The following is a 23,860-nucleotide window of genomic DNA, read 5'->3' on the forward strand; positions in this document are numbered from 1 at the left end:
GGCCATCTCCTGGCCGTCCGAACGCCCCTTGGCATGCTAGGCCCGCAATCACCCCAGCATCGAGACATGTTAAAGGGAGAGCATGCCGTAGCGGTTGAGGCGGCCATCTCCTGGCCGTCCGAACACCCCTTGGCATGCTAGGCCCGCAATCACCAAAGCCAGCATCGAGACATGTTAAAGGGAGAGCATGCCTTAGGGGTTGAGGCGGCCATCTCCTGGCCGTCCGAACGCCCCTTGGCATGCTAGGCCCGCTATCGCCGGAATCAGCAACGAGCCCACGCAACAACACCTACTTCAGCAGCGTCTTCAGCGCCTCGCCGATATCCGCCAAACTGCGCACGGTCTTCACCCCCGCGGCCTCCAGAGCGGCAAACTTCTCATCCGCCGTCCCCTTGCCGCCGGCGATAATCGCCCCGGCGTGCCCCATACGCTTACCTTTCGGCGCCGTAACGCCGGCGATATACCCCACCACCGGCTTGGTCACATGATCCTTGATATACGCCGCGGCCTCTTCTTCCGCGCTGCCGCCGATCTCCCCGATCATCACAATCGCCTCGGTCTGCGGATCTTGCTCGAACAACTTCAGAATATCGATAAAATTCGACCCCGGAATCGGATCGCCGCCGATCCCCACGCAGCTGGACTGCCCCAGACCGGTATCCGTCGTCTGCTTCACCGCTTCATAGGTCAGCGTACCCGAACGCGACACAATCCCCACGCGCCCCGGCTTATGGATATGGCCCGGCATAATCCCGATCTTGCACTCGCCGGGGGTAATCACCCCCGGACAGTTAGGACCGATCATCCTGGAACTGCTCTGCTCCAGCTTCGCCTTCACCACCAGCATATCCAAAGTCGGAATACCTTCGGTAATACAGATAATCAGCTCGATGCCGGCGTCGATGGCTTCCAGAATGGAATCTTTGCAAAACGGCGCGGGAACATAAATCACCGACGCCGTGGCGCCGGTTTTCTCCACGGCTTCGCGCACGGTATTAAATACCGGCAGTCCCAAATGCTCGGTGCCGCCTTTACCCGGCGTCACCCCGCCGACCATCTTCGTCCCGTAGGCCAGCGCCTGCTCTGAATGGAAACTCCCCTGGCTGCCGGTAAATCCCTGGCAAATCACTTTGGTATTTTTATCGATTAAAATGGACATTATTTCCCCTCCACCGCGGCTACCGCTTGTTGAGCCGCGTCGGTCAAACTGGTGGCGGCAATGATATTCAGACCGCTATCGGCCAGCGTCTTGGCGCCCAGCTCGGCGTTATTGCCTTCAAGACGCACCACCACCGGCACGCTGACGCCCACTTCTTCCACCGCGCCGATAATACCTTCGGCAATCAAATCGCAGCGCACGATACCGCCGAAAATGTTCACCAATACCGCTTTAACATTCTCATCGGACAAAATAATCTTGAACGCCTCGGTCACGCGCTCTTTGGTCGCGCCGCCGCCCACGTCAAGGAAGTTGGCCGGCGAACCGCCGTGCAGCTTCACGATATCCATGGTGCCCATGGCCAAACCGGCGCCGTTAACCATACAGCCGATATTGCCGTCCAGAGCCACATAGTTCAGTTCCCACTGCGCCGCCTGGGCCTCGCGGGCGTCTTCCTGGCTCTTATCGCGCATTTCGCGCAGCTCCGGCTGCCGGAACAGGGCATTGCCGTCGGCGCTCAGCTTGCCGTCCAGGCAGACCAGATTGCCTTCCTTGGTGATCACCAGCGGATTGATCTCCACCAGCGCCAGATCCCGCTCCAGGAACAGCGTGGCCAATCCCATGAAAATCTTGGTGAACTGCCCGACCTGTTTACCGGACAGCCCCAGCTTAAAGGCCAGCTCGCGTCCCTGGAACGGCTGCGGGCCGGTCAACGGATCGAGGGACACCTTATGGATCAGATGCGGAGTCTCTTCGGCCACCTTCTCGATTTCCACGCCGCCCTCGGTGGACGCCATGAATACCACCCGCCGTGAACCGCGATCCACCACCGCCCCGAGATAAAGCTCTTTATCGATATCGGTTGCGGCTTCCACCAGAATCTGGTGCACCGGCTGACCCTGGGCGTCCGTCTGATAGGTGACCAGACGTTTACCCAGCCAATTCTCGGCAAAGGCGCGAATCTCTTCTTTGCTGTTGACGACCTTCACGCCGCCGGACTTGCCGCGGCCGCCCGCATGGACCTGGCATTTCACCACCCAGGGGCCGGCTCCGATCTTGGAGGCGGACTCTTCCGCTTCCCGTGGCGTGGTGCATGCAAAGCCCGTGGGGGCAGGCAGACCATACCGAGCAAATAACTGTTTTGCCTGATATTCATGTAAGTTCATGATGTTCTTTCCATCTTCGTCTGGAGTGTCGACGGCAGCATGCTAAAGCCACCATTAAAGGGTTCCGGATACGGCGCCGGGCCGTATCCATCAGGAGCTATACGTCAAGCAACAGGCGGGTCGGGTCTTCCAGCATCTCTTTCACGGTCACCAGGAAGCTTACGGACTCCTTGCCGTCAATCAGGCGATGATCGTACGACAGCGCCAGATACATCATCGGCAGGATAACCACCTGGCCGTCAATCGCCATCGGGCGATCCTTGATGGCATGCATGCCGAGGATCGCGCTTTGCGGCGGATTGATAATAGGCGTGGACATCAGGGAACCGAACACGCCGCCGTTGGTAATGGTAAAGTTGCCGCCGGTGAGTTCTTCCACTTTCAGTTTGCCGTCACGTCCCTTGACCGCCAATTCTTTGATGGTCTTTTCGATGTCGCTCATGCCCAGGGCATCCACATCGCGCAGCACCGGCGTCACCAGGCCGCGGGGCGTGGAAACGGCAATGCTGATATCGAAATAGTTGTGATACACCACATCTTCGCCATCGATAGAGGCGTTGACTTCCGGGAAGCGTTTAAGCGCCTCCACTACCGCCTTAATATAAAACGACATAAACCCGAGGCGAATACCGTGGCGCTTTTCGAATCCGTCGCCGTACTGCTTGCGCAGGTCCATGATCGGTTTCATATTGACTTCATTAAAGGTCGTCAACATGGCGGTGCTGTTTTTAGCTTCCAGCAGGCGTTCGGCGACGCGTTTGCGCAACCGGGTCATCGGCACGCGTTTTTCGCTGCGGTTGCCCAGCGCCGGAACGTCCGAGGGGGCGGCAGCCGAAGCCGCGGGCGCCGGCGCTGCCGCCGGAGCGGCGGTTTCAGGTTTGCGGGCCAGATGTTTCTCCACATCTTCGCGGGTGATCCGCCCGCCTACGCCGCTGCCTTTAATCTCTTCGGCCTTCAGGTCGTGTTCGGCAATCAGGCGGCGAATGGCCGGGCTGAGCGCTTCATTATTTTCTTCCTCCAGACCGGCGGTGTAGCGCTGCGCCGGGGTGGATTCCTTGCTTTGCGATTTTTCCGAGGTTTCCTGGCCGCTGCTGTCGCCCTGACGCAGGCGCCCCAATACCTGGCGCGAAGTGACGGTGGCCCCTTCATCTTCCAGCAAGGCTTCGAGCACCCCGGCTTCGGGCGCCGGCACTTCCAGCACCACTTTATCGGTTTCTATTTCAACCAGCACTTCGTCGCGCTGGACGCTATCGCCGGGCTTTTTATGCCAAGTGGCAACGGTCGCATCGGCAACCGATTCAGGGAGATCAGGAACCAGAATATCTACGCTACTCATTATCTATCCTTATATTTAATTAACGTTCAGCGCGTCATTGACCAGATTTTTTTGTTGTGCCTGGTGCACGGACAAATACCCTACCGCCGGCGAGGCGGAAGCGGGGCGTCCCGCGTAACGTAGCGATGCTCCACGAGCGATAACTTCCTGGAAATGATGCTGGCTTGAGTACCACGCACCCTGGTTCAGCGGCTCCTCCTGGCACCAGACAAAGTCTTGCACGCGGGAGAAGGGCTTGAGGACATCCTGTACCGCCTGGTGCGGGAACGGATAAAGCTGTTCGATACGCACGATGGCCACATCCTGTTGACCGTTTTTGCGGCGTTGGTCTAATAAATCATAGTAAACTTTACCAGAACACATCACTACGCGCTTCACGCCCTTGGGGTCGAGCTCATCGACTTCGCCGATGGCGGGCAGGAAGCTGCCGTGGGCCATATCTTCCAGGGACGAGATGGCCATGGGATGACGCAGCAGCGATTTAGGCGACATGACGATCAGCGGGCGGCGCATATTACGCAGCGCCTGGCGCCGCAGCATGTGGTACACCTGCGCCGGGGTGGACGGAACGCAAACCTGCATATTCTGCTCGGCGCACAATTGCAGATAGCGCTCCAGGCGGGCCGAGGAGTGCTCCGGCCCCTGCCCTTCGTAGCCATGGGGCAGCAACATCACCAGCCCGCACATCCGGCCCCACTTCTGTTCGCCGGAGCTGATGAACTGATCGATAACCACCTGCGCGCCGTTGGCGAAATCGCCAAACTGCGCTTCCCAAATCACCAGGGTGCGCGGCTCGGCGGTGGCGTAGCCGTACTCAAACGCCAGCACCGCCTCTTCGGACAACACGGAATCCCATACCCGGAACGTGCCCTGGGCATTATGTACATGGGCCAGCGGCGTATACGTAGAGCCGTTTTTCTGGTTATGCACCACCGCGTGGCGATGGAAGAACGTGCCGCGGGCGGTATCTTCGCCGGACAGGCGAATCGGTATTCCCTCATCCACCAGCGTGGCGTACGCCAGGGTCTCGGCCCCGCCCCAATCAAACGGCTTGGTGCCGGCGGCCATCAGGGCGCGATCGTTGTAGATCTTCGCCACGCGCGGCTGCATTTCCACGCCTTCCGGCACTTCGCTGATACGCCGGGCCAGCTCTTGCAGACGCTTGGGGTCCACTTCGCTGGGATAGGCTTCGTCCCAGTCATGATTGAGGAACCGCGACCAGGTGAAGGAGTGCATATTCATCGGCCGCCACTCTTTCACCACGCACTCGCCGCGATCCAGGGCGTCGCGGTACAGGTTCACCATTTCCGTGGCGTCTTCCAGATTGGCGACGCGATCGCGCTCCAGGCGGTCGGCATAGATTTTGCGCGGCGTCGGATGTTTTTTGATCTTGTGATACATCAGCGGCTGGGTGGCGCTGGGCTCATCCGCTTCGTTATGGCCGTGGCGGCGATAGCACACCAGATCGATCATGACGTCGCGCTTGAAGGTATTACGGAAATCCAGCGCCACGCGGGTGACAAACGCCACCGCTTCGGGGTCGTCGGCGTTCACATGGAAAATCGGCGCCTGGACCATCTTGGCGATGTCGGTGCAATATTGCGTGGAGCGGGCGTCGTGGGGGTTGGAGGTGGTAAAGCCCACCTGGTTGTTCACCACGATGCGCACCGTGCCGCCGACATCGTAGCCGCGCGCCTTGGACATGTTCAGGGTTTCCTGCACCACGCCCTGGCCGCTGATGGCCGCATCGCCGTGCAGGGTGATGGGCAACACCATCCGGCTGCTCGGCTCATCAAGCCGGTCGATGCGCGCTCGCACCGATCCGCCCACTACCGGGCTGACGATTTCCAGATGGGACGGGTTAAACGCCAGCGCCAGATGCACGATGCCGCCTTCCGTTTCCACATCTGAGGAGAAGCCCTGATGATATTTAACGTCGCCGGTGCCCAGATGCTCTTTATGCTTGCCGGCGAATTCGTCGAATAAATCCTGCGGCTGCTTGCCAAGCACATTGATCAGGACGTTCAGGCGGCCGCGGTGCGCCATGCCGAGCACCACTTCGCGGGTACCGTTTTTCCCGGCATAACGAATCATCTCTTTGAGCATCGGGATCAGCGCATCGCCGCCTTCGAGGGAGAAGCGCTTGGCTCCTGGGAATTTGGCTCCCAGGTAGCGTTCGATCCCTTCAGCCGCCGTCAGTTCGCTGAGAAAACGTTTCTTTTCGTCGGCGCTGAAACTGGGCTGACCCACCACCGATTCGATATGCTGCTGAATCCAGCGTTTCTCTTCGGTATTGGTAATATGCATATATTCGGCGCCGATGGACCCGCAGTAGGTCTGTTTCAGCGCTTCATATAAATCCGCCAGCTTCATGGTCTCTTTGCCGATGGCGAAAGAACCCACGTTGAAGGTTTCCTGAAAATCCGCCTCGGTGAGATTATGAAACGCCGGGTTTAAATCAGGCACGGTTTCCTGCTTCCACAGGCCGAGCGGATCGAGATTGGCATGCTGATGGCCGCGGAAACGGAACGCATTAATCAATTGCAGGACTTTAACCTGCTTGGAATCATTGTCCGGGTCGTTGACCGAAGACGTATAACGCGTAGCGTCTTTGGCCAGACGCCGGAAATAGTCCCGCGTTTTGGAGTGGAGTTGATCGGGGCTGACTCCCGCGGTGGGTAGCTGTTTAAAAATCGTACTCCAGCTATCGTCAACAGAGTCAGGATCCGTTAAAAAATCTTCATAGAGCTGCTCTATGTAGGACTGGTTCGCCCCCGCCAGATAGGAGGAATCCAGCCAGGCCTTCATTGCGCCGTTCTGCATTATGATCCCTTAAGCTGTTTAGCTTCAGTTTTCGCCGTGGTTAACATGTTTGTCGAAACATATAAGCGGTTCAACCGGTGAATTACCTACCCACAGTCGGCGTAAATAACCGAACCGAAGGAACCTTTGAAAAACGGCTGGTTTCGCTATGGAACCGATAACCGGCTTTCAAAGGCTTCCTATATGCATACTACATGCGTACTGCATGCAGACTACATACGTACTACAATCGCCATGCAAACGCGCCTGGCGCCGGCCACTCCGTGGCCGTTTATACTCTTTATCGTCCCTGGAACACCCCTGGCGATAACCCGCCGCCGCGTCACGGCGGGCTCTTACGGGCGCTTAACCTGGCACCTTCGCCGGCGCCTTTTGCCGCACTGTCTTGAGCACTGGGCTTGGCGCTGATTCAGGCACTCATTCAGGCACTCATTCAGGCACTCATTCAGGCACTATGCTGCACCAGCATACTTTTAATATGGCCAATGGCCTTGGTCGGATTAAGCCCTTTAGGACATACGCTGACACAATTCATAATGCTGTGGCAGCGGAATACGCTGAAAGCATCGTTGAGATCGTCCAGGCGGCTTTCCCTTTCCGTATCGCGGCTGTCGATCAGGAAACGGTAGGACGCCAGCAGGCCGGCCGGACCGATGAATTTGTCCGGATTCCACCAAAACGACGGGCAAGAGGTGGAACAGCAGGCGCACAGGATACATTCATACAGCCCGTCCAGTTTTTCCCGTTCCTGCGGGCTTTGCAAATGCTCGCGCGCCGGCGGATTCCTGCCGTTATTCAATAGGTAAGGCTTGATCTTTTCATACTGGGCATAGAACTGCCCCATGTCCACCACCAAATCACGCACCACCGGCAACCCGGGCAATGGCCGGATGACGATTTTATTGTGGCCTTTACGCAAGGCGGATAGAGGGGTGATGCAGGCCAGGCCGTTTTTACCGTTCATGTTCACGCCGTCGGAGCCGCAAACCCCTTCCCGGCAGGAGCGGCGAAACGCCAGCGTCGGGTCTTGTTCTTTCAACAGGATTAACGCATCAAGCAGCATCATGTCGTGGCCTTCGCCCACTTCCAGCTGATACTCCTGCATACGCGGTTTTTCATCAATATCAGGATTATAGCGATAAACCGAAAATTCAACGTTCATTACTTTAAGCCCCCAGCCCTTAGTAGGTACGCACTTTCGGCGGGAACGCCGGGCGCAATGTCGGTTGCATATTCACTTCCCGGCGGGTCATGCTGTCGCTCTCGGGCAGATACAGGCTATGGCACAGCCAGTTGGCGTCATCACGATCCGGGAAATCGAAGCGGCTGTGCGCGCCGCGGCTCTCGGTGCGGTAATTGGCGGCCACCGCGGTGGAATAGGCCGTTTCCATCAGATTATCCAACTCCAGGCACTCGACCCGCTGGGTATTGAATTCGGTGGACGTATCATCCAGGCGCGCATTGTGCAGGCGCTCGCGAATCGTTTTCAATTCCTCCAGGCCCTTGGCCATAGCGTCGCCTTCACGGAACACCGAGAAGTTGTTCTGCATGCAGGCTTGCAGCGCTTTGCGGATCGCCACCGGGTCTTCGCCGGTACGGTTGTTATTCCAGCGGTTATAGCGCGCCAGGGAGGTGTTGATCTCTTCATCGCTGGCCTCGCGGAACGGCCCCTGCTCGGTAAGAGACTCCTGTAAATGCATCCCCGCCGAACGGCCGAACACCACCAAATCCAGCAGCGAATTGCCGCCGAGGCGGTTGGCGCCGTGTACCGATACGCAGGCGATTTCGCCCACCGCGAACAGGCCCGGAATGACGACGTCATTGCCCTGGGCGTCAACGGTTACCGCCTGGCCGGTGACTTTGGTGGGAATGCCGCCCATCATGTAATGGCAGGTGGGAATAACCGGGATGGGTTCCTTCACCGGATCGACATGGGCGAAGGTGCGGGACAATTCCAGGATGCCCGGCAGCCTGGATTCCAGGACTTCTTTGCCCAGGTGATCGAGCTTGAGCTTGACGTGCGGCCCCAGCGGCCCGTCGCAGCCGCGCCCTTCGCGGATTTCAATCATAATGGAACGGGCGACCACGTCGCGGCCGGCCAGATCCTTGGCGTTGGGCGCGTAGCGTTCCATAAAGCGTTCGCCGTCTTTATTGAGCAGATACCCGCCTTCGCCGCGACAGCCTTCGGTGACCAGCACCCCGGCGCCGGCGATACCGGTGGGGTGGAACTGCCACATCTCCATATCCTGCACCGGCACGCCGGCGCGCAGCGCCATGCCGATGCCGTCGCCGGTATTGATATGGGCATTGGTGGTGGACTGGTAAATACGCCCGGCGCCGCCGGTGGCCAGGATGGTCGCCTTGGCCTTGAAGTAGACCACTTCGCCGGTTTCAATACACAGCGCGGTACAGCCGACGAACGCTCCGTCCTGGTTTTTCACCAGGTCGAGCGCATACCACTCAGAGAAGATGGTGGTATGGTTTTTAAGATTCTGCTGGTAAAGGGTATGCAGCAACGCATGGCCGGTACGGTCGGCGGCGGCGGCGGTACGCGCGGCCTGCTCGCCGCCGTAATTGCGCGATTGTCCGCCGAACGGGCGCTGGTAGATACGTCCGTCATCCAGACGGGAAAACGGCAGTCCCATGTGTTCCAGCTCCAGCACCGCTTCCGGGCCGGTTTTGCACATGTATTCGATGGCATCCTGGTCGCCGATATAATCGGAACCTTTGACGGTGTCGTACATATGCCACTGCCAGTCGTCCTCATGGGTATTGCCCAGAGCCACGGTAATGCCGCCCTGGGCGGATACCGTATGGGAACGGGTGGGGAAAACTTTGGAAACCAGGGCGCAGGACAGGCCCATTTGTGAAATTTGCAGCGCGGCGCGCATTCCGGCCCCGCCTGCTCCGACGACTACCGCGTCAAATTCTCTTATCGGCAAATTCATTTACGCACCCCACACCACGACAGTTCCATAAAGTAAATACACCAACAGGACGATAACGATAGCCAGTTGTAGCAACAGGCGCAGCGCCAGCGGTTTGATGTAATCCGTTAGTACCTGCCACATGCCGATCCAGGTGTGCACCAGGATGGAAAACAGCGTAAGCAGGGTAAAGACTTTCGTCATGGGTAAAGCGAAAAAACCGCGCCAGACATCATAGGTGATCGCATCCGCGAACAGGATAAATCCCAGGATATAGATGATGAACAGGCAGATTACGATGGCGGAAGCTCGTACCAATAACCACTCATGAACTCCGTTACGTCCCAGTGCCGAAGCGTTGCTTACCATACGAGTACTCCCGCCAGAATTGACAGCACTATAGTGATCACAAATGTAACATTTGCCGTTAATTTCCCTACGGCCAACGTCTCGTCCAGATAGCCGAAATCCATCAGCATATGCCGGATTCCGCCCACGGCGTGATAGGCCAGCGCGGTCAAAATGCCCCACATAATGAATTTAACGATGAAGCCGTCCATTATGGCGGCAGCCTGCGCGAAGCCTTCGGCGGAGGAAAGAGATAAACCCAGTATCCAGAGCAGAATACCGATGGCCACGAACATGATGACACCGCTGACGCGATGAAGAATAGAAGCTATTGCAGTAACGGGAAACTGGATCGTTTGCAAATCCAAGTTGACAGGCCTTTGTTTTTTCACGGTTTTGCCCACACAGCTATTATTATTTTTCCTTCCTCCGGTCCTGGCTGGATCAGACAGCGTTAATGGGTAACCATGACACGTCATGTGCTCAATAAACAAATCCCTTGTGCCTAAATGACGCGTTGAATAACGCTGGGTGCTCCTACTACAGGGACTTCCGGAGACCTTTGAGAAGTATATGGCTTTCACATTATGATTACAATTCCCCTACAATTTGTTTGGTAACATTTGGACCGTTTAGTGACCTGGGTCACGAATTTTACATTTACCCTAAATCTATATAACCGTATTGACAAAAAAGCAACAATTCCATTACAAATGGCAACGCCGATATGCTATAACCCATGTAAGTATTGGCACAGAGAACTACCGCCGCGTCAAAGATTATGCAACAGTGTGAAGTGCGTCCTGATCTTCGCGGTCAGGGTGACTTTATAAATAGCTAAAATTAATATCAGTAAATCTTTAACAACCGAGGATCGCCGTTTTTTCATCCTGAACGGGAATAACTTGCATCATCCTTAAGCTCTGTACCCTGCATAACGTTAAGCCGGAGCGATGGGCTGACAAAAAAGCGCAAGGTCCCGCAGGCATGCCGGTAACCTATGGTGGGAGATTTATCATATAAGCGCTAAGGAGATTATAATGGCTGACAGTAAAGCGACGCTGAACCTACCCGGTGAAGCACCCATAGAACTCGATGTATTGACCGGAACGCTGGGCGCAAAGGAAATCGATATCCGTAAGCTGGGCGGCAAGGGTTACTTTACCTTCGACCCAGGATTTACCTCGACCGCATCCTGCGAATCCAAAATTACCTATATCGACGGTGACGAAGGCATTTTGCTGCACCGTGGTTTTCCTATTGATCAATTGGCACTACACTCCAACTTTCTCGAAGTCTGCTATATCCTGCTGAACGGCGAATCGCCGACGCAGGAACAGTATGATGAATTCACGCATATCGTGACCCGCCATACCATGGTGCATGAGCAAATCACCCGCCTGTTCAACGGCTTTCGGCGCGACTCCCATCCGATGGCGGTATTGTGCGGCGTGACCGGCGCGCTGGCGGCGTTTTATCACGATTCCCTCGACGTCAACGTCGAGCGCCATCGCGAGATCGCGGCGTTCCGTTTATTGTCCAAGATGCCCACCGTGGCCGCGATGTGTTACAAATATTCCATCGGCCAGCCTTTCGTTTATCCGCGCAACGATCTCTCTTATGCCGGCAACTTCCTGCATATGATGTTTTCAACCCCGTGCGAAGAGTATGTGGTCAACCCCGTCCTGGAACGCGCCATGGACCGGATTTTGATTCTGCATGCCGATCACGAGCAAAACGCCTCCACGTCCACCGTGCGTACCGCCGGTTCTTCGGGCGCCAATCCGTTTGCCTGTATCGCGGCGGGCATCGCCTCGCTGTGGGGACCGGCGCACGGCGGAGCCAATGAAGCCACCCTGCGCATGCTGGAAGAAATTTCCAGCGTGGAGCATATTCCGGCCTTTATCGAGCGCGCCAAGGATAAAAACGATTCTTTCCGTCTGATGGGCTTTGGTCATCGGGTTTACAAAAACTACGATCCGCGCGCTACCGTGATGCGCGAGACCTGCCATGAAGTATTGAAAGAGCTGAAGCTATCCGACGACCTGCTGGCGGTGGCCATGGAATTGGAGCATATCGCCCTGCACGACCCGTACTTTATCGAGAAGAAACTGTATCCGAATGTGGATTTCTATTCGGGCATCATTCTCAAGGCCATGGGAATTCCTTCCACCATGTTTACCGTCATTTTCGCCATGGCGCGTACCGTCGGCTGGATTGCCCATTGGAAAGAGATGCATGACGACGGGGTAAAAATCGCCCGTCCGCGCCAGCTCTACACCGGTTATGACAAACGCGAGTTTACTTCGCAGATTAAGTAACCCCGCGGCCGTGCCGGTTTGCCTAAGAACGCCGCTTAATAACGCGGCGTTTTTTATGGGGCGCAGGATAACAGGGGAATATGCCGGTCTCAGCCGGCGGCGATCCGGTAACGCGGTGCGGATGCGGCGGGCGAACGCCAGCGCATAGACGCCGTCGCCATGCGGACACAGGGTATCCACCCGCACCGTTAGGCGTTCCCCCGCTTGATACCCACCGGCGATATTGGCCGAACTGACCCGTTGCAGCAGGGCTTGGCCATTGACGCAGCTTCGCCCAAATCGGCATTTGACTCCATGCAATCCCCCCGCTTGCTCCACCCCCTTTGGGCTACCCGGCCGTTTGCGTTTGCACATCCTCTTTGAGCTGCCAGGCGATCTGGTCGAAATAGCGGGTTTGCTCAAGCCAGGCCGCATGGGCTTCTTCCAGCGTACACTGCACGAAATGGATGGGCTCGCCCAGGCGGATTTGCGCCAGATGAAACAGATCGGCGGCAATCACGCAGGCGATGCGGGGGTAACCGCCGGTGGTCTGGGCGTCCGCCATCAGGACAATCGGCTGGCCGCCATGGGGCACCTGCACCACGCCGGGCAACAGGCCGTGGGAAAATAATTCGCGCTCGGTATTACGTTTGAGCGCCCATCCTTGCAAACGATAGCCCATGCGGTTGCTCTGCGGGCTGAGCTGCCAGCTTGAGCGCCAGAAGGCTTCCTGGGAGTCGGCGGTGAACTCGCGGTATTCAGGACCGGGCAGGGCGCGCACGCGGTTACCGAATAATAACTGCCGGATACCGATTTGCCGGCGGGGCAGCGCCAGGGATTTACCCGCGCGCAGCACGTCGCCGTCCTGGATCTTGCGCCCCTGGTAACCGCCAAAACCCGCTTTGAGATCCGTACTGCGGGAGTTAAGCACCTTGGGCACGTCAAATCCGCCGGAGACCGCCAGGTAACTGCGCATACCGTGTTTCGGCGTCGCCAGCTTCACCACCTGGCCGGGGCGTACCGGGAAACGCCAGCCGGTCCACAGCGGTTTGCCGTCCAGTTGCGCATGGCAATCGGCGCCGGTGAGCGCCAGCCAGCCGGCGGAAGTCACTTGCGCGCTGAACTGGCCGAGGGTAATTTCCAGCACGGCGGCATCCATGGGATTGGCCACCAGCAAATTGGCCATTTTCATCGCCGGCAAATCCAATACCCCGCCCTGGCTCACGCCCAGATTGCGAAAGCCGCCGCGGCCCCCATCCTGGACGGCGGTCATCATGCCCGCATGCAGCACTTTTAACATATGCCCTCCGGTTGCGGTACAAAGCGCACGTTATCACCGGGCAGCAGCAGCGTCGGCGGGTTGGCGCGCGGATCGAACATGGTGCGCGGAGTGCGGCCGATAATCTGCCAGCCCCCCGGCGTCGCCAGCGGATAAATACCGGTTTGCTTGCCGCCGATGCCAACCGAACCGGCAGGCACGCTCAGGCGCGGCTCATCGCGGCGCGGCGCGGCGATACTCTCCGGCAAGCCGCCCAGATAAGGAAACCCCGGTTGAAAACCGAGAAAATAAACAATATAGGCGGCGCCGGAATGGCACGCCACCAGTTGCCGCTCGGACATGCCGGCGTGTTCGGCCACCCAGGATAAATCGGGACCGTGCTCGCCGCCGTAGACCACGGGGATATCAATATCCCGGGATTCGGGGATCATGGCCTCGCTCTCTTCCCACCAGCGCTGCAGGCGTTCGATGGCATCCAGGGCCGAGCGCTGGGGATTCACCAGCAGCAAGGTAAGATTATTCATGCCCGGAATGGCCTCGCGCACTTCTTCATGGTGCGCCATCCGGGCGGCAAGCCCCCAAATACGGCGCTGGCTATCCAGGGTAATGGGGGGTTCCAGCTCAAGCACGACCGCGCTTTCGCCCAATAGGTAACATCGAGCCCGTTGCAATCAGACCTCCAGGGAAACAGTTCCGGTTAACCGGTAATGTATATGCAGGTAATGTAATGCGTTTTAGGGCAAAATGTAATAGCCCGCCGGTTAAGCGGGGTTGGCGATATCAATAAACGTCACGTCCAGTCCATGGTGGCGGGCCAGCCATTCCCCCAGGGCTTTAATGCCCCCGCGTTCGGTGGCGTGATGCCCCGCCGCATAAAAATGCAGCCCCATTTCCCGCGCGATATGGATGGTTTGCTCCGAGACCTCGCCGGTGATAAACGCGTCGACCCCGGCGCGCGCCGCCTGTTCGATAAACCCCTGTCCGCCGCCGCTGCACCAGGCCAGGCGCGAAATTTGCGCCGGGGCATTGTCGCCGCAGTGCAGCACCTCCCGTTCCAGGCGCATTTCCAGCCGGCGCTGCAGCTCCTGCGGGCTGACGGCGGGCGACAATTCCCCCCACGGCAACAGCGGGTCCAGCTGGCCTTTAACCGTGATATCCAGCACGGCGGCCAACTGGGCATTGTTTCCCAGGGTGGGATGGGCATCCAGGGGCAGGTGCCAGGCATAAAGATTGATATCGTTGTTTAACAGGGTCTTCAGCCGGCGCTGCTTCATGCCGGTGACCACCGGCGACTCGTTTTTCCAAAAATAGCCATGATGCGCCAGCACCGCGTCGGCGCCGTGGGCAACCGCGGCGTCCAGCAGCGCCTGGCAGGCGGTCACCCCGGTAACGATGCGCCTGACGTCCCCGCGCCCCTCCACCTGTAATCCATTGGGGGCGTAGTCCTGAAATGCGGTCGTATTCAGCAGCTCATTGATGAGCTGTTCAAGTTCAATATTGCGCATAATGATTGTGCCTTATAAATGAGATGTCTTCGGCCAACCTGGCTTTTACGATGACGGCCGGGACGATGACCGCTGGCCTGGAGCCGGCCCCTGGGCTTTGGCGGTTTTATACGCCGCCAGGGTTGCCTGGCGCGCCGTGCCATGATCAACGATGGGCAGCGGATAATCCAGCCCGGCTTGCTGTCTCGCCGGCCAGAGATGCGGCTCATGCACATACCGATCCGGCACCGCGGCCAGTTCCGGCAGCCAGCGGCGGATAAACTCGCCCCGTTCGTCAAATCGCCGCCCCTGGGTGGCGGGATTAAAAATACGGAAATAAGGCGCGGCGTCGGTACCGGTGGACGCGGCCCACTGCCAGCCGCCGTTATTGGCGGCAAAGTCGCCGTCAATCAGCTGCGCCATAAAATAGCGTTCTCCTTCGCGCCAGTCGATAAGCAGATCCTTTACCAGGAAACTGGCGGTAATCATACGCAACCGGTTGTGCATCCAGCCGCTGTGGTTCATTTGGCGCATGGCGGCGTCAACAATGGGGTAACCGGTTTTGCCCTGCTGCCAGGCGGCCAGCCGGGCGCCGTCTTGCCGCCATGCCACGCCACGCGTCCACAAGATAAACGGCTGATGTTTGCACAACGCGGGATAACTGACGATCAGATGACGATAAAAATCGCGCCAGATCAATTCATTTAGCCAGGTAAAGGCGCCGCTGTCGGAATGGTCCAGCACCTGCGGATAGGCTTGACGCAGCCGGTTATAGCACTGCCGCGCAGAAATCACCCCCACGGCCAGATAGGCCGAAAGCCGGCTGGTGGCGTCCAGCGCGGGGATATCGCGCGCTTTACGGTAATCCTGCATCTGCTGATGGCAAAAGGTGCGCAGCCTGGAAAGCGCGGCGTCCTCGCCGGGGGGATAGTCGCCAGCGGGCGCCTGGCAGGGATAATCAAACGGCGCCAGTTCGCAAAGCGCCACGGGCCCGGAAATCTCCCGGGGCGACGGGGCGGGCACGCACTGTGGATCGACCTCGATCAGCTTGCGCACAAACGCGTTGCGAAACGGCGTGAAAACTTTATACATGGCGCCGTCGCCGGTATGCACGCCGCCCGGTGGCAGCAACACGCCGTCGTCAAATCCCTGGCAGACGACGGCGGGGTCCAGCCGGCGTTCCAGCTCCGCATCGCGCTGGTGCTCGTTGAATTCATACTGGTAGTTATAAAACAGCGCATCGACCGCCTGCCGCCGGCAGAAATCCACCAGCCAGGCCACCGACGCCTGGAAATCGTCGCATTGGTGGTAATGCATGGGAATGCCCCGCGCGGCCAAGGCCTGCCGTACCGCCGCGAGATTGGCGAGGATAAATGCGGCCTGGCGCGGGGACATGCCGTGCTGATGCCATTGCCCAGGCGTGGCGATATAGACCACCAGCACGCGGGCGGCGCGATCCTGGCAGGCGGCATAGAGCGCCGGGTTATCATGAACGCGCAAATCCGCGCGCAGCCAGACGAGATGGGTTTTCATGTTTCTTCCTTGATCTTAATGACCGTAACGCAGCCGCAGGGCTTCCGGGTAAGGCTCGAAGTAGCGTTGCTGCGCCAGCCAGGCGTCGGGATATTCGGCCATATAATGTTTTAACAGCGTGATAGGGGCGAGCAAGGGCTGCAATCCCTGCCGGTAGCTGTCAATCAGCAACGCTAATTCCTGACGCTGTTTGGGCGTCAGGTGACGGCGAAAATACCCCTGCGCGTGCATCAGAACATTGGTATGGTTGGGCCGCGTGGCCGTGTTGGATAACATCGCCATCAGCCGGTTGCGGTACTCCAGGGCAAACAGTTCCAGCGATTCCCACCGGTCCATGGCCGCGACGAACGGCCCCAGCAGGCGATACTCCGGCTGGGAATGGGCCAGCAACAGCAATTTATAACGGCTGTGAAAAGCCATCAAGCCGCCCCGGGTCAAGGGCTGTTGCAGCAACTGGTTAAACTCGAACAGCGTGTATACCCGGGCGACAAAATTTTCCCGTAACCGCGGGTCGTGCAGCCGCCCGTCCTCTTCAACCGGCAGCCAGGGCAGTCGCCGCATCAGTTCGCGGGTGAACAACCCGGCGCCGTTTTTTTGCGACCCGCCGCGATCGTAGACCCGCACCCGTTCCATGCCGCAGCTGGGGGATTTGGCGCAGACGATATAGCCGGACAAATGGTCCAATTGCCGGCAGCGCGCAGTTGAAAAGGCCTGCATCGCCGGGGTTAGATCGGTGTCGTCCGGACCCTTGCCGGTGCGCATGGCGATGTGCCCCTGTTCATCTTTGACCAGCCGCAGCGCCGGGCGGGGCGTCGGCAAACCGATGGCCATCTCGGGACAAATGGGTTCGAAGCGCACAAAGGGCGCCAGATCCTCCATGGCAAAGGCAAAACGGCGATGGCCGCCGTCGAAACGGACTTGCTCACCCATTAGGCAGGCGCTGATGCCGACGGGAATTTTATTGTTCATGCTTCGCCCCCTGAGAGTGACTTCCTAAGCAAAGCGTAGACGATTATAGCCGGACCGGCCGGCGGCTTTTAACAAAAGTCGCACCGGTAAATCAGCGGGGAACCGCCCTCGGCCGCGGTAGGGTAATTTGCCAGAGAGTGCGCTTTTTTGCTGCTAAAATCGTCACTTATATCTGTTTTTTACACCGCGCCCCGCAATCTTTGCACTTTTATCCCCGGCGTAGTATGGATAAGGGCACGGGGAAACAATCAGGAGTGCCGATGGGCGTACGGAAACCACAGCGACCTGGCGGGGAAAGTCTTACCGATCGGGTAGCGGTGCCTTGGCGGCAACAGCTGCGCGGCTGCCTGGCCGCCATAGCGTTTTGCGCGCTGATTACCCTGCCGGCGCAATGGCTGCTGCCCCCGATCGAGCCGGCCAACCTGATTATGGTCTACTTGCTCGCGGTGATGCTGGTGGCGCTGTTTTATGGCCGCTGGCCCTCGGTCCTATCGGCTATTATCAACGTGGCCAGCTTCGATGTGTTTTTTGTCCAGCCGCGCGGCTCGCTGGCGGTCGGCGATTTAGAGTATCTGGTCACCTTCGCCGTCATGCTGATTGTCGGACTTACGGTGGGAAACCTGACGGCCGGCGTGCGTTATCAGGCCCACGTGGCCCGGCTGCGCGAGCAGCGGGCGCGGCGGTTGTACGCCATGTCGAAAGCGCTGAGCCAGGCCATGACGCAGCAGGAGATTGCCGCCACCGCGCTGCATTTTATCGATGATGCGTTCACGGCCAAAACCCGGTTATACCTGCAGAGAAACGATGATATTGTTGATATGACGCCGGCGGCGGCGGACGGCGGCCTGCCCGTGGACCCGGCGATTATCCGCTGGAGCTTCGATCGCGCCATACCCGCCGGCCTGGGTACCGATACCCTGCCGGACCTGGCTTACCGGCTTTATCCGCTGCAAGTGGATCGGCGCCGGTTCGGCGTACTGGCCATTCAGCCCCGATCCGCGCGCGATCTGCTGATGCCCGAACAGCGGCGGCTGCTGGAAACCTGTACGGTATTGACCGCCGGCGCGCTGGAGCGTTTCGCGCTGGCCGATCGCGCCGAGCAGGCGCGCCTGGCCGCCGAAGGGGAGCGGCTGCGCAACGCGCTCTTGTCGGCCCTGTCCCATGATTTACGCACGCCGCTCACCGTACTGTCCGGGCAGGCGGAGATCCTGGCCTTGGATCTGGCCGCCGCGGCATCGCCCCACGCCGGCCAGGCCGATGATATTCGCCGGCAGGCGCTGGACACCACCCGCCTGGTTAATAATCTGCTGGATATGGCGCGCCTGCAGTCCGGCGGCGTCGCCGTTCATCCTTCCTGGCAGTCCCTGGAAGAGATATTCGGCAGCGCCCTGCGGCTGATGCGGGCGTCCATCGGCCCGCACCGGGTGCGGGTCGATTTGCCCGACCCGGCGCTGCTGGTGGAGTGCGACGGCATCTTGCTGGAGCGGGTATTGATCAATTTGCTGGAAAACGCGGTAAAATATGCCGGCCCCGAGGCCGATATTGTCCTGCGCGCCCGAACCCGGCCCGGCTGGCTGGAGGTGACGGTGGCGGATACGGGGCCGGGGATCGCGCCCGGCGCGGAAAAAACCATTTTTACTAAATTCGCCCGCGGCCGGCCGGAATCATCCATCGCCGGCGTAGGCCTGGGCCTGGCCATCTGCCGGGCTATCATAGAGATTCACCGCGGCCGGATTTGGGCGGATAATGCCCCCGCCGGCGGGGCGTGTTTCCATTTTACCCTGCCCTTGACCGCGCCGCCCGAGATGGCGCCACCGGAGGAAACGTGAGCACCATGACAGCCAATATCCTGATTATCGAAGACGAAGACGCCATACGCCGCTTTGTCCGCCAGGCGTTGGAGCGCGAAGGCTACCGGGTATTCGACGCGGAAAACATGGCCCGCGGGCTGATCGAAACCGCCACCCGCAAACCGGATTTGATCGTGCTCGATCTCGGCCTGCCGGACGGCAACGGCGTGGATTTTATTCGCGATCTGCGCCGCTGGAGCGCCATCGGCGTCGTGGTGCTGTCGGCCAGAAGCGACGAGCAGGATAAGATCGACGCCCTGGATGCCGGCGCCGATGATTACCTGACCAAGCCTTTCGGCATCGGCGAGCTGCTGGCGCGGGTACGGGTCGCCCTGCGCCGCCCGCTGCGCGGCGAGGAGAAAGCGGCCACGGTGTCCTTCTCCTCGGTGAGCGTAGATTTGGTCAACCGCCAGGTCACCCGGGACGGGCAATTACTGCATTTGACGCCCATCGAATTCCGCCTGCTGGCGACGCTGCTGGCCCACCAGGGCAAAGTATTGACCCAGCGTCATCTGCTGCGCGAAGTCTGGGGACCCAACGCCGTGGAGCACAACCATTATCTGCGGATCTATATGGGGCATTTGCGCCAGAAACTGGAAACCGATCCGGCCCAGCCCAGCCACTTGCTTACCGAAACCGGGATCGGCTATCGTTTTATGCCTTAAGTCCGCATCCTTGACCCGGCCGCCAACGGAGAAAGGTTCCGCCGTTTAGCCGCCTTGCCGTTTTCTTTGCACTGGATATGATGATGAGCACTTGGTTAATTTACGCCCTGCTTTCCGCCCTGACCGCTTCGTTGGTGGCGATCTTCGGTAAAATCGGTTTACAGCATCTGGATGCCAACAGCGCCACCGCCATCCGTTCGGTGGTGATGGCGGTATTTCTGGTGGGCGTGGTGCTGGTCCAGGACAAAATGAACCTGGTCAGCGAAATCCTGGCCGATAAAAAGGCCCTGGGTTTTATCATATTAAGCGGCGTGGCGGGGGCGTTATCATGGCTGTTTTATTTTATGGCCATCAAATTCGGCAAGGTGTCCCAGGTAGCGCCCATCGATAAGCTGAGCGTGGTGTTCGCGGTGGTGATGGCGGTGATTTTGTTTGGCGAAAAAGTTTCGCTGGTGGCCGGCTTCGGGGTGGCGCTGATCGTCGCCGGCGCACTGATGGTGGCGCTGGGTTAGGCCTGGTCGCCCGGGCCTTTTTTTAATGCCAGCATAAAGGCGCGAAAGGGGTCCCGCAGCGGGGCGAACAGGGGATGTTTGCGATATTCCATCATTACCTCGGAGAAGAGTTTGAGTCCGACGGCGAAAGCGGCGCTTTTTCCCGCGCCGAACGCCAGATCTTCCCTCCCCTGCAGCCGTTCGACAATGCCGAGTATCTCGTCGTGATTGTCGATTTCAAATGACAGTGACGGTTTTTCCAGCGGCTGGCCGTTCTTATCCGCCAGCGGCTCCACGGTAATACGATAACGATAACCCGCCATCAGTTTTGCTCCCCGGCGCCGGGCGCCCGCAGTTCGGTTTCAATGGTTTTAACGGCGGCCAGCAGGGCGGCGTTAATGCGTTCCACCTGCTCCGGCATCAGATCGGCGCGCAGCATATTGCCGCGCAGCAGCCCTTTTAACTGGCGCATGCTTTCGGATATGCCCGGTATCAGGCTGCCTTCCCCCCGTTTGCCCGCCTGCGCGAGCCGTGCGAAAATCACGTTAATCGCCGGTTGATGTTTTGCCAGCTCCGCCAGCCCCTCTGGGGTGATATGGTAATTTTTACGGCTTTGCCCGTCCGGGCTTTCCGCGCTGATAAAGTCCTGATCCACCAGCAGGCTGAGGGTGGGATAAATCACGCCGGGACTCGGGGCGTACAGGCCTGATGACGCCTGCTCTATTTCCTTGATCAACTCATAACCATGGCTGGGTTTACGCGCCACCAGCGCCAGCAATACGATGCGCAGATCGCCATGCTCAAACAGCCGGCGCAGTTTATGCTCGCCGTCGTGCGGCCGGCGTGCTTCGCCGCGGTGTCCATGGCGTTCGCCCCGCCCCCCTTCGCCGCCTTCGCCGCGGGAGCAATAAGGATGATGTCGATGAAAGTGCATACTGCCTCCTCGTTATTTAGATATATCTAAGTTACCCGGGGTCCCCAAAAATTGCAATAAAAGATATATCTAAATTAACAGAGAAGCAGGCGATGCAAGCGAGGAGATAAAACGTTGGGGAAGCTAAAACAATAAACCCGACCGCCCCTTACGGGACGGCCGGGCCAAAGGCGGCAAAACGGGAGGTTACTTGGCGCCAGCCAGCACTTCGCTGACAATTTCCACCGCTTCTTTTTCAATTTGCTCGCGGTGTTCGGCGCCGAGGAAGCTTTCGCAATAAATTTTGTAGGCCTCTTCGGTACCGGAGGGCCGCGCCGCGAACCAGCCGTTCTTGGTCATGACTTTCAGCCCGCCGATGGATGCGCCGTTACCGGGCGCTTCGGTCAGGCGCGCGGTGATCGGATCGCCGGCCAGGGTGCTGGCGCTGACTTTTTCCGGCGACAGTTTGCTCAGGATAGCCTTTTGCGCATGGGTGGCCGGAGCCTGGATGCGGTTATAGCTGGGGGCGCCAAAACGCTGCGCCAGCTCATCATAATGCTGCTGCGGATTTTTACCGGTGACCGCGGTAATTTCCGCCGCCAGCAGGCACATGATAATGCCATCCTTGTCGGTGGACCACGGACGGCCGTCAAAACGCAGGAACGAGGCCCCGGCGCTCTCTTCGCCGCCAAAACCCAGGCTGCCGTCAAACAGTCCGTCGACAAACCACTTGAAGCCCACCGGCACTTCCACCAGCTTGCGGCCGAGATCGGCCACCACGCGGTCGATCATCGCGCTGGATACCAGCGTTTTGCCTACCGCCACATCCGCGCCCCACTGCGGGCGATGCTGGAACAGGTAGTTGATGGCCACCGCCAGGAAATGGTTGGGATTCATCAACCCCGCCGGCGTAACGATGCCGTGGCGGTCGTAATCCGGATCGTTGGCCAAGGCCAGATCAAACTTGTCGCGCAGCGCCAGCAAGCCGGCCATCGCCCATTGGGACGAACAATCCATGCGGATAATGCCGTCATGGTCAAGATGCATAAAGCGGAACGTCTGGTCGATCTCTTCATTCACCAGCGTCAAGTCCAGCTGATAGTGCTGGGCGATACGCTGCCAGTAGGCGATACCGGAACCGCCGAGGGGATCGACGCCCAGCTTCAGGCCGGCTTTTTGGATCGCCGCCATATCCACCACGTCGGCCAGCCCCTCCACGTAAGCCTGCACCAGATCCTGCGCATGGATATGGCCGCTCTGCCAGGCCGCATCCAGCGTCTGGCGCCGCACGCCGCGCAAATCCTCGGCCAGCAGGGCATTGGCGCGCTCTTCAATCACCTTGGTCAGATTGGTATCCGCCGGCCCGCCGTTAGGCGGATTATATTTAATCCCGCCGTCTTCCGGCGGATTATGGGATGGGGTGATTACGATGCCGTCCGCCTGGGGACCGCCGGCGCGATTGTGGGTCAGGATGGCGTTCGACACCGCCGGGGTGGGGGTAAAACCGTTGTCCTGCTGGACAATCACTTCCACGCCGTTGGCGCTGAGCACTTCCAGCACGGAAATAAACGCCGGTTCCGACAGCGCATGGGTATCTTTACCCACGTAGCACGGCCCGGTGATGCCCTGGTTGCGGCGTTCTTCGGCGATCGCCTGGCTGATGGCCAGGATATGGGCTTCGTTGAAACTGTGACGGCCCGCGCTGCCGCGATGACCGGACGTCCCGAATTTCACCGCATGGGCGGTATTGCCCGTTTCCGGACGCAAAACATAATACTGCGAGGTTAACTGCGCGACGTTAATCAAATCGCTTTGCCGGGCGGGTTGCCCGGCGCGGGGGCTATTAGCCATCGGTGCTTCTCCCTTGGCTGCTATTAATTAAATGGTGCCGCAAACTTTATCCGTCAGTTCCACCGGGAACTGCATGGCCAGCATAATGTGTTCCACCATGCCGCGTTTACGTCCGGTGTTGGTATTCGTTATGACCCAATAGGGCGTTTCCGGTACCTGTTTAGGTTTAGTATGGCTGCCATTTTGCAAAAGTGTCTGTTCATCGGCGGCAAAATAGGTACGGGTGCGCCCATGGAGGATATCGGCCGCCTCGGCGAACTGCGCCGGGGAGATCTGGTAAAGGGTGGTCAGCACCAGCATAAAGCGGTCAACCGCCTTGCGCTGTTCGGCATAGCTGTCCGAAAGCAGCAGCTCGCGCATGGCGCGCACCCGATCGCGGGCCGGCGCGGGAACCTCCGGCTTGGCCTGCACCTCGGCCGGCGGCGCGCTGCGGGGGGTTGCGCCGGCCTGCGCGTCGAATTTCAGCATGCGGCGTAAAATATCCGAGGCGCTTTCGCCGATATGTTGGGTGTGACCGGCGATATAGCGGTAAAGGTCTTCGTCGACTTCAATTGTTTTCATCTTTATCCGGGGTTTTCTTCTCATAAATCAATCAACAGGATTATACAAGCTAAACCGTCCCTGCGAATAGCGCTAGTATCGGGCTTAACCAAAAAGTCGGATAATCCCCCGTCCGGGCCGGCAGGCGCGCCGCCATTTTTTGCGGCGCGGGCGCGGAAAACTCATGCTAGGCTAACCCTATTGCGCGCGGACCAGATCCGTATGC

General features: G+C 58.9%; 20 protein-coding genes and 2 pseudogenes. 4 read left to right on the forward strand and 18 right to left on the reverse strand.

Annotation, left to right across the window (positions count from 1 at the left end):
* Positions 1-289 precede the first annotated feature (289 nt).
* From sucD to sdhC, 8 genes are all read right to left on the reverse strand, one after another.
* Entirely contained in the window at positions 290-1,159 is an 870-nt protein-coding gene (sucD, locus tag ACL2XP_RS19245) for a succinate--CoA ligase subunit alpha (protein WP_413734674.1), read from the reverse strand.
* Entirely contained in the window at positions 1,159-2,325 is a 1,167-nt protein-coding gene (sucC, locus tag ACL2XP_RS19250) for an ADP-forming succinate--CoA ligase subunit beta (RefSeq protein ID WP_413734676.1), read from the reverse strand. Before sucC ends, sucD begins: the two co-directional genes overlap by 1 nt.
* Before the next feature lie 97 nt (positions 2,326-2,422).
* The gene (gene odhB / locus ACL2XP_RS19255; RefSeq protein ID WP_413734677.1) at positions 2,423-3,661 is read right to left on the reverse strand and encodes a 2-oxoglutarate dehydrogenase complex dihydrolipoyllysine-residue succinyltransferase; all 1,239 of its coding nucleotides are present in this window, start codon (positions 3,659-3,661) and stop codon (positions 2,423-2,425) included.
* Positions 3,662-3,676: 15 nt separating this feature from the next.
* On the reverse strand, positions 3,677-6,484 hold the full coding sequence (gene sucA / locus ACL2XP_RS19260) for a 2-oxoglutarate dehydrogenase E1 component (RefSeq protein WP_413734678.1): 2,808 nt from the start codon (positions 6,482-6,484) through the stop codon (positions 3,677-3,679).
* A gap of 445 nt (positions 6,485-6,929) precedes the next feature.
* Entirely contained in the window at positions 6,930-7,646 is a 717-nt protein-coding gene (locus tag ACL2XP_RS19265) for a succinate dehydrogenase iron-sulfur subunit (RefSeq protein WP_413734680.1), read from the reverse strand.
* Between the two features lie 19 nt (positions 7,647-7,665).
* On the reverse strand, positions 7,666-9,432 hold the full coding sequence (gene sdhA, locus ACL2XP_RS19270; RefSeq protein ID WP_413734682.1) for a succinate dehydrogenase flavoprotein subunit: 1,767 nt from the start codon (positions 9,430-9,432) through the stop codon (positions 7,666-7,668).
* Positions 9,433-9,780, reverse strand: a complete 348-nt coding sequence (gene sdhD / locus ACL2XP_RS19275) for a succinate dehydrogenase membrane anchor subunit (RefSeq protein WP_413734683.1) — start codon at positions 9,778-9,780, stop codon at positions 9,433-9,435.
* Positions 9,774-10,163 carry a succinate dehydrogenase cytochrome b556 subunit gene (gene sdhC / locus ACL2XP_RS19280; protein ID WP_413739228.1) on the reverse strand — a complete coding sequence of 130 codons (390 nt, stop codon included), beginning with the start codon at positions 10,161-10,163 and terminating at the stop codon, positions 9,774-9,776. The genes sdhD and sdhC overlap by 7 nt, the downstream gene beginning before the upstream one ends.
* Before the next feature lie 636 nt (positions 10,164-10,799).
* Here sdhC and ACL2XP_RS19285 point away from each other — a divergent pair.
* Entirely contained in the window at positions 10,800-12,080 is a 1,281-nt protein-coding gene (locus tag ACL2XP_RS19285) for a citrate synthase (RefSeq protein ID WP_413734684.1), read from the forward strand.
* Positions 12,081-12,260: 180 nt separating this feature from the next.
* Here the strand turns inward: ACL2XP_RS19285 and ACL2XP_RS19290 are convergent.
* From ACL2XP_RS19290 to ACL2XP_RS19315, 6 genes and pseudogenes are all read right to left on the reverse strand, one after another.
* Positions 12,261-12,376 (reverse strand): annotated as a pseudogene (locus tag ACL2XP_RS19290) (LamB/YcsF family protein); the annotation flags it as partial.
* 32 nt (positions 12,377-12,408) lie between these two features.
* Positions 12,409-13,359, reverse strand: coding sequence for a 5-oxoprolinase subunit PxpC (pxpC, locus tag ACL2XP_RS19295; RefSeq protein ID WP_413734685.1), 951 nt, complete (start codon positions 13,357-13,359; stop codon positions 12,409-12,411).
* Positions 13,353-14,009 (reverse strand): 5-oxoprolinase subunit PxpB, encoded by a 657-nt coding sequence (pxpB, locus tag ACL2XP_RS19300; protein ID WP_413734686.1) that lies wholly within the window; start codon positions 14,007-14,009, stop codon positions 13,353-13,355. The genes pxpC and pxpB overlap by 7 nt, the downstream gene beginning before the upstream one ends.
* Before the next feature lie 90 nt (positions 14,010-14,099).
* Positions 14,100-14,843: a type 2 GTP cyclohydrolase I gene (locus tag ACL2XP_RS19305; RefSeq protein WP_413734687.1), complete on the reverse strand. Its 744-nt coding sequence runs from the start codon at positions 14,841-14,843 to the stop codon at positions 14,100-14,102.
* A 45-nt stretch (positions 14,844-14,888) separates the two neighbouring features.
* Positions 14,889-16,355, reverse strand: a complete 1,467-nt coding sequence (gene phrB / locus ACL2XP_RS19310; RefSeq protein WP_413734688.1) for a deoxyribodipyrimidine photo-lyase — start codon at positions 16,353-16,355, stop codon at positions 14,889-14,891.
* A 15-nt stretch (positions 16,356-16,370) separates the two neighbouring features.
* A complete protein-coding gene (locus tag ACL2XP_RS19315; RefSeq protein ID WP_413734689.1) occupies positions 16,371-17,324 on the reverse strand; it encodes a YbgA family protein in 954 nt (317 codons plus the stop codon).
* 323 nt (positions 17,325-17,647) lie between these two features.
* On the opposite strand from ACL2XP_RS19315, the pseudogene ACL2XP_RS19320 reads away from it, so the two are divergent.
* From ACL2XP_RS19320 to ACL2XP_RS19330, 3 genes and pseudogenes are all read left to right on the forward strand, one after another.
* Positions 17,648-19,153: pseudogene (locus ACL2XP_RS19320) on the forward strand (DUF4118 domain-containing protein); the annotation flags it as partial.
* 5 nt (positions 19,154-19,158) lie between these two features.
* A complete protein-coding gene (gene kdpE, locus ACL2XP_RS19325; RefSeq protein ID WP_413739230.1) occupies positions 19,159-19,839 on the forward strand; it encodes a two-component system response regulator KdpE in 681 nt (226 codons plus the stop codon).
* Positions 19,840-19,922: 83 nt separating this feature from the next.
* The gene (locus ACL2XP_RS19330) at positions 19,923-20,351 is read left to right on the forward strand and encodes an EamA family transporter (RefSeq protein WP_413734691.1); all 429 of its coding nucleotides are present in this window, start codon (positions 19,923-19,925) and stop codon (positions 20,349-20,351) included.
* Here ACL2XP_RS19330 and ACL2XP_RS19335 read toward each other — a convergent pair.
* The 4 genes from ACL2XP_RS19335 to seqA form a co-directional block, all read right to left on the reverse strand.
* Positions 20,348-20,653, reverse strand: a complete 306-nt coding sequence (locus ACL2XP_RS19335) for a DUF3861 domain-containing protein (protein WP_413734692.1) — start codon at positions 20,651-20,653, stop codon at positions 20,348-20,350. The two genes, ACL2XP_RS19330 and ACL2XP_RS19335, sit on opposite strands and share 4 nt — an antisense overlap.
* Positions 20,653-21,264: a PadR family transcriptional regulator gene (locus ACL2XP_RS19340; RefSeq protein WP_413734693.1), complete on the reverse strand. Its 612-nt coding sequence runs from the start codon at positions 21,262-21,264 to the stop codon at positions 20,653-20,655. Before ACL2XP_RS19340 ends, ACL2XP_RS19335 begins: the two co-directional genes overlap by 1 nt.
* Positions 21,265-21,450: 186 nt before the next feature.
* Entirely contained in the window at positions 21,451-23,094 is a 1,644-nt protein-coding gene (pgm, locus tag ACL2XP_RS19345; RefSeq protein ID WP_413734694.1) for a phosphoglucomutase (alpha-D-glucose-1,6-bisphosphate-dependent), read from the reverse strand.
* 27 nt (positions 23,095-23,121) lie between these two features.
* Entirely contained in the window at positions 23,122-23,655 is a 534-nt protein-coding gene (gene seqA, locus ACL2XP_RS19350) for a replication initiation negative regulator SeqA (RefSeq protein WP_413734695.1), read from the reverse strand.
* Between the last annotated feature and the right edge of the window lie 205 nt (positions 23,656-23,860).

The organism is Sodalis sp. RH21 (assembly GCF_047324175.1).
In the GTDB taxonomy this organism is placed as follows: Bacteria; Pseudomonadota; Gammaproteobacteria; order Enterobacterales; family Enterobacteriaceae; genus Acerihabitans.